Origin of the sequence: Candidatus Kaelpia imicola (genome assembly GCA_030765505.1) — a bacterium.
Classification (GTDB): Bacteria; Omnitrophota; Gorgyraeia; order Kaelpiales; family Kaelpiaceae; genus Kaelpia; species Kaelpia imicola.
The window spans coordinates 1-5,816 of the sequence record JAVCCL010000029.1 but is presented as its reverse complement, the minus strand read 5'-3'; the positions used below and the strand labels follow the sequence as shown (position 1 = coordinate 5,816).

The 5,816-nt window shown below is 38.2% G+C and carries 6 protein-coding genes and 1 tRNA gene; 2 read left to right on the top strand and 5 right to left on the bottom strand.

Features of this window, described 5'->3' with window-relative positions; translation table 11 throughout:
* Window positions 1-86 precede the first annotated feature (86 nt).
* The 5 genes from P9L98_04860 to P9L98_04840 all read right to left on the bottom strand — a co-directional run bounded on the left by P9L98_04860 (window position 87) and on the right by P9L98_04840 (window position 3,459).
* Complete coding sequence (locus P9L98_04860) at window positions 87-464, bottom strand: hypothetical protein (protein MDP8216627.1); 378 nt, start codon at window positions 462-464, stop codon at window positions 87-89.
* A complete protein-coding gene (gene floA / locus P9L98_04855; protein ID MDP8216626.1) occupies window positions 464-1,450 on the bottom strand; it encodes a flotillin-like protein FloA in 987 nt (328 codons plus the stop codon). The genes P9L98_04860 and floA overlap by 1 nt, the downstream gene beginning before the upstream one ends.
* 1 nt (window position 1,451) lies before the next feature.
* A complete protein-coding gene (locus P9L98_04850) occupies window positions 1,452-1,949 on the bottom strand; it encodes an NfeD family protein (protein MDP8216625.1) in 498 nt (165 codons plus the stop codon).
* Complete coding sequence (locus P9L98_04845; GenBank protein MDP8216624.1) at window positions 1,946-3,352, bottom strand: NfeD family protein; 1,407 nt, start codon at window positions 3,350-3,352, stop codon at window positions 1,946-1,948. Before P9L98_04845 ends, P9L98_04850 begins: the two co-directional genes overlap by 4 nt.
* Before the next feature lie 35 nt (window positions 3,353-3,387).
* Window positions 3,388-3,459: transfer RNA gene (locus P9L98_04840), tRNA-Ala, on the bottom strand.
* Between the two features lie 150 nt (window positions 3,460-3,609).
* Between P9L98_04840 and P9L98_04835 the strand changes: the two genes are divergently transcribed.
* Together P9L98_04835 and P9L98_04830 are read left to right on the top strand one after the other, a co-directional pair.
* A complete protein-coding gene (locus tag P9L98_04835) occupies window positions 3,610-5,307 on the top strand; it encodes a ShlB/FhaC/HecB family hemolysin secretion/activation protein (GenBank protein ID MDP8216623.1) in 1,698 nt (565 codons plus the stop codon).
* A 75-nt stretch (window positions 5,308-5,382) separates the two neighbouring features.
* A partial coding sequence (locus tag P9L98_04830; protein MDP8216622.1) for a filamentous hemagglutinin N-terminal domain-containing protein occupies window positions 5,383-5,816 on the top strand: 434 nt, incomplete at its 3' end.

The following is a 5,816-nucleotide window of genomic DNA, read 5'->3' as shown; positions in this document are numbered from 1 at the left end:
CCAGAGGGGGGACTTGAACCCCCACCCCCTTACGGAGACGTGATTTTGAATCACGCGCGTCTGCCATTCCGCCACCCTGGCTTAAATTATCGTAAAGATACTGGGCTATCTAAAATCTCTTTAATAATGATAGAATCTCTCAAAGAAGTTTTGGATTTTAGCATATCTTGGTAGAGTTTTCCAGAATCAAATTTTGAAGTTTTGATTTGACGCTTAGGGATAATGACCTCTGTTTTAACTGCTTCTGGTTTCTCTTCAGGTTCTATCTTACCGGCTATTCTCTGCTCTATTTTCTTATCTTCTTGTTTTAGAGCTTCCGGGATTATGTTGAGTTGTGGGAATCTGAAAAGATGTTCTAGCTCGTTACTCTCTTCATATTGAGGTTTTGGTTTACCTGATTGTTTCAAGGCATGAGATATTACCCAGAAAATAATCAGGAATAGTACTATCAGTAGATCTGCCATTATTTTTCTTTACCTTCTTTTCCTGGTTGTACATCTTTTGCAATATTTGATCGCATCTTTGTATCAGCTTGGATATTATTCATTTTGTAATAATCAAGAACTCCCAGGTTTCCGCTCTTAAATGCTTCTGCAATTGCAAGCGGGACTTGAGCTTCTGCTTCTACTACCTTTGCCTGCATCTCCTGCACCTTTGCTTTCATCTCCTGTTCTTGTGCAACAGCCATAGCACGGCGTGTCTCTGCTTTTGCTTGAGCTACTTTTAAATCAGCCTCTGCTTGGTCGGTCTGCAGTTGGGCGCCGATATTTTTACCTACATCTATATCTGCGATATCTATAGAGAGAATTTCAAATGCAGTCCCTGCATCAAGACCTTTGTCCAGAACGGTTTTAGATATTGAGTCTGGGTTCTCAATGACATTTTTATAAGATGCGGATGAGCCTATCGTTGTGACTATTCCCTCTCCAACTCTTGCTATAATTGTCTCTTCAGTTGCTCCTCCTACGAGCCTATCAAGGTTGGCTCTTACTGTGACACGTGCTTTAGCCAAAACCTGTATTCCATCTTTAGCAACAGCTGCAACCATATTCTCTTTTGGTGCATCAATTACCTTGGGGTTAACAGATGTTTTAACAGCATCCAGCACATCTCTTCCTGCAAGGTCAATTGCAGCTGCTCTTTCAAAATTTAAAACTATCTCAGCTTTATCAGCCGATATCAGTGCCTTGATTACATTTAATACATTTCCACCTGCAAGATAATGGGCCTCCATCTTATTTACGTCAGTTGCTAAACCAGCTTTATACAACATTATAAGAGAGGGAACTATGACGTTAGGGTCTACTTTTCTAAGCCTCATCCCAACAAGACTGAATAGACTTAATTTTACCCCTGCGGCAAGCGCTGCGATCCAAAGCCTTAAAGGTATAAAATAGCCAAAAAGAAAAAAACCTCCAAAGATTATTAGGAAAAGAATTGTTATGTTCATGCTAAACCTCCTCTTTTTTTTGAACTTTTAATTTATTACCGTCTATGCCTACGACTTTTACTTTAGAGCCTTTCTCAAGAAAGAAAGTTCCTTCTGCTGTAGCATCAAGTCTTTCACCATCTATCTCTATGATGCCTACAGGCCTCAATGTACTTAGAGCTATGCCTTCTTTGTCGAGGTAATCTTTTATCAATAGATGTCTTATCCCATAGCCGTCTTCTTTTGTCAATCTATATTGCAGAGTCGTCTTTCTAAAGAGCTGTCTCTTTATGAAGTAATATACAAATAGGCTTGCGAAAAAAATACCGGCAAGCAGAGTATATATTCCGGCATCCGGACCCAGGTTCTTATAAGCAAGGTGAGTTGTGATTGTGAGGATTGCGATACCCAGTATACCCATTATGCCAAACCCGGGAATTATAAAGAGCTCCATTAGGAAGAAGATTATTGAAGCCATGAGGCCGAATATTATACTAAAGAGATTATTCAATATGTTCATGCTTTTTTCACCTTCCTTATACTACCATGTTTTGAAATGATTTTAACCTTCTCTCCTTTTTGAATATAGTCACCCAGCGTCTCTACATCGTATATCTTATCTCCAAACTTAGCTCTTCCAACCGGTCTTAAATCAGATATGGCGATTCCGCTATCTGAAATTGCAAGCTCTCCTTCTGTTTCAGGTTTCTTAGATTGATATTCTAAGATTAATTTATTCCAAAACTTTGTTTTTGGAAATATCTTTAGACTTATAAATAACATGGTAAGAGAGATGAAGAGAGACGAGAGCATTATTCCAGATGCTCTATTGAGTTCATTAATTGGTGGATATATAGGATGGTTTGTCAATGTAAGGACTATTCCTGCCAGTAAGGTTAAAGCCCCTGCTGCTCCTGTCAATCCAAATCCGGGAATTATAAAGAGTTCAATTAAGATTAAAGTTAGACCTATGATAACAAGGAGTATATCTAACCACCCTGATAACCCCGCTAGCTTATGGCCCCAGAAGAAAAGTCCTAGTGCACTTATTCCTGCAACTTCAGGAAGTCCTAGACCTGGTATTCTTAATGCAAGCATTATAGCCCAGAATCCAATACCCAAAAGGAGTGAGGATAGAACAGGGTGAGTGATAAATCTTACCAGGTTTTCAGACCAACTGGGTCTCTCTTCTGTTATTTGAAGGTTCTCTATCCCCAGATATGCAATAAGAGCCTCTCTATCTTCGCAGATTGCTTCAGCCAGATTATATTTCTGGGCATCTTTTGCACTTAGGTTTAAGAGTTTGCCTTCTTCAGATATAGTGGTTAGAATTTTGATCTTGCCTCTTTCAGTTGCTCTCTTCTCATTAAGCTCTTCCTCTGTAACGATAAGAGTTTTATCATCAAGAAGTATTTTAAATACTATAATATCTTTATCGACCATAGCCTGGGCCAATGCAGTATTATGGTCTTTCTCCTCAGCCAGGGCTTTAAATCGTGCTCTTAAGGCGGAGACTATCTTCTCATCTGCTTTCTCTCCTGTTATTCCTTGCCTGGGCTCTGCAGAGCCTATACTTGCTGCAGGCCGCATTATTATTCTGTCACTGGATAGAGCGATCATGCTTCCTGCACTCCAGGCTTGATTGGTTACGAAAGTAACAGTCTCACCTTGATAGTCAATGAGAGCTTCACAGATTATATCGGCAGCATCTACTCTGCCTCCGGGTGTATCCATCTCTAAAATAATAGTAGCTATACCTTGAGTCTCTGCTTTTTCTACGGAGTTTTTTATGAAAGTAGACAACCCTAAATCAATTACACCCTTAACAGGGATGACCATGATTTTTTCGGCTGATACATTTGATATAGAGAGTAGGAGAGATATTATCAGGATAATTAAAACGTCTTTTCTTTTGTTTTTCAATTGCTAAAGAGCTCTGGTTCTAATTCTATTTCGCTTGGAGCTGGAGGGATTTGAACCCTCGGCCCCTACGCTGCCAGCGTAGTGCTCTCCCGCTGAGCTACAGCCCCGAATTCTCTAAAAATTACATTAAAAAGAGATAAAAGTCAATTTTATATTGTTTAAATAAAGTGTAAAATCTATATTCATGTTGACAGTAAATTTGTCTGGGAATAAGATAATCAAAGCTATAAAGGGTAAAAACTTAAACGAGGGAAAATATGAAAACCATAAAGTTTCTTTTTTTAACCGTCGTCATTTTAGTGCAGTCCCATTCTGTTTATGCTCAAACTGCAGGCCAATATGAGAAATTGGAACGTGATCTAGAGGTAGAGAAAGAACTGAGAGAGCGTATCGAAGAGAAACCGATAATCCCGGATATTGAAAAAGAAGAAGTTGTTGTTGCTCCGGAGAAAGAAGGAGATCAAGTTTTTATTAAAGAGATAAAAGTTGTAGGAGTAACTATATTCTCAGAGGATGAGATTCAAAGTATAACTTCTGATTTTGAAAACAGAGAACTCAGCCTTCGCGAAATCTACAAGATAGCAAATTTAATTACCGATTTGTACCGTAAGAATGGTTATATTACTTCTCGTGCTTATATTCCTCCCCAGTCTCTTTCCGAAGGTGCTTTAGAGATACGGGTCTTAGAAGGTAAGATGGGTAATTTAGAGATAAAAAACAATAAGTATTTCAGCATCAAGCTTATTGAAAGTAAGATTAGCCTCAAAAAAGAAGAATATTTTAATTTTGATATTTTAAGAAAGGGTTTGATTAAGATAAACGAACATCCGGATAGATCTGCACGGGCAGTCTTGGTTCCTGGTAAAGCACCAGGTGAGACTGATATAGTGCTTGAGGTTGAGGACAACTTACCTTTTCATGTTGGTTTCAATTATGATAATTTCGGTTCTCGCTATATAGGAAGGGACAGATTGGCACTGAATATTGATCACAATAATATAACTGGACATGATGATATCCTCTCTCTAAAACTACAGAGAGCAGATGCCGATGCCTACAGATTAAATAGTATACGTTATTTTATTCCTTTTGGTGAAAGCTGGGAGATGGGTCTTTTTGCAGCTCGCACACGCTTAAAGTTAGGCGAAGAACATAAAGATACTGATATCCGAGGTAAAAGCACGTTATTATCCTTTTTTCTTAATAAATATTTAAAAAACGAAGAAGATATAGATATACGTCTGGCAGGAGGTTTTGATTATAAACATATAAGAAACTATCTCTTAGGTGCAGAAGACAGTAAAGATGAGATGCGAGTTGCAAAACTGAGTATAGATATAGATAGGTCCGATAAATGGGGTAGGACTATCTTTGTAAACGAATTTAATTATGGCATACCAGATATATTCGGTGGGCTTGAAGATGTCGATGCCAATGCGTCAAAGACAGGAGCCGGTGGTAAATTTACCAAATGGAATATGTCATTACTTAGATTGCATAAGATGCCTTTTAATTCCACATTGCTTTGGAAAAACCAGATGCAGATATTTCCTTATATACTGACTGCAGCAGAACAGTTTCAAATAGGAGGTATTTCTAATAACCGTGGTTATCCTGCAGCAGAGAAAGTAGGAGATAAGGGATACTCATCAAACTTAGAGCTTTCAACGCCCTTTTATTTCATGCCTAAAAGCTTAAGAGTGCCTTTTTGTCAGGAGAAACTGTACGATGCTTTACGTTTTGTTGGTTTTTATGATTGGGGCCATACTTTTTTAAGAAATCCTCAAGTAGGAGAAGAAGAGCATGAGACTTTACGTTCAGCAGGATGTGGATTACGCTTAAACGTTCCCAATAAGAACCTTTTTGTTCGGCTTGAAATAGGATGGCCTTTAGATGAGACGCCATCAGATGGTGATCATGCTAGAACATGGATAGAAGTAAGCAAGGTTTTTTAAAATGGTTAGTTTGACAAGCTTTAAAAAGTATGTCATACATGTGTATATACTATAAAAAGGTAGAGGGGTATAGAAATGTATGTTTTCAAGGCGGTTGTGTCGTTTTTTAATAAAATAACTAAAGATACTCAAGAAGTATCTTTATGGAGGCGGGATATGGTTCCCCAAAATATTATTAGAGTTTTGTTGGCAGGAGTATTCTTTTTTTATTCAACCGTTTGCTATGCATTACCTGAGGGTTATCAAGTTCAGGCAGGAACTGCTGAGTTTAATCAACCTGATTCAAATACCTTAAATATCGATACATCAGATAGAGTAATCATAAATTATAATAGTTTTTCAATTGCTAACCCTGAGGCGGTTAATTTTAATCAGCCTGGAGGAGATTCGGTTGCTTTAAATAGGGTAACCGGAGGTAGTATATCTGAGATATTGGGAACACTGACCGCAAACGGAAAGATATTCCTGGTTAATCCAAACGGTGTTTTATTTGGACCCAACTCTTCTGT

Excerpts from the sequence above, each read along its gene's own strand:
- floA (MDP8216626.1), bottom strand. The coding sequence starts at position 1,450 with ATGAACATAACAATTCTTTTCCTAATAATCTTTGGAGGTTTTTTTCTT.
- P9L98_04850 (MDP8216625.1), bottom strand. The coding sequence starts at position 1,949 with ATGAACATATTGAATAATCTCTTTAGTATAATATTCGGCCTCATGGCT.
- P9L98_04835 (MDP8216623.1), top strand. The coding sequence starts at position 3,610 with ATGAAAACCATAAAGTTTCTTTTTTTAACCGTCGTCATTTTAGTGCAG.
- P9L98_04860 (MDP8216627.1), bottom strand. The coding sequence starts at position 464 with ATGGCAGATCTACTGATAGTACTATTCCTGATTATTTTCTGGGTAATA.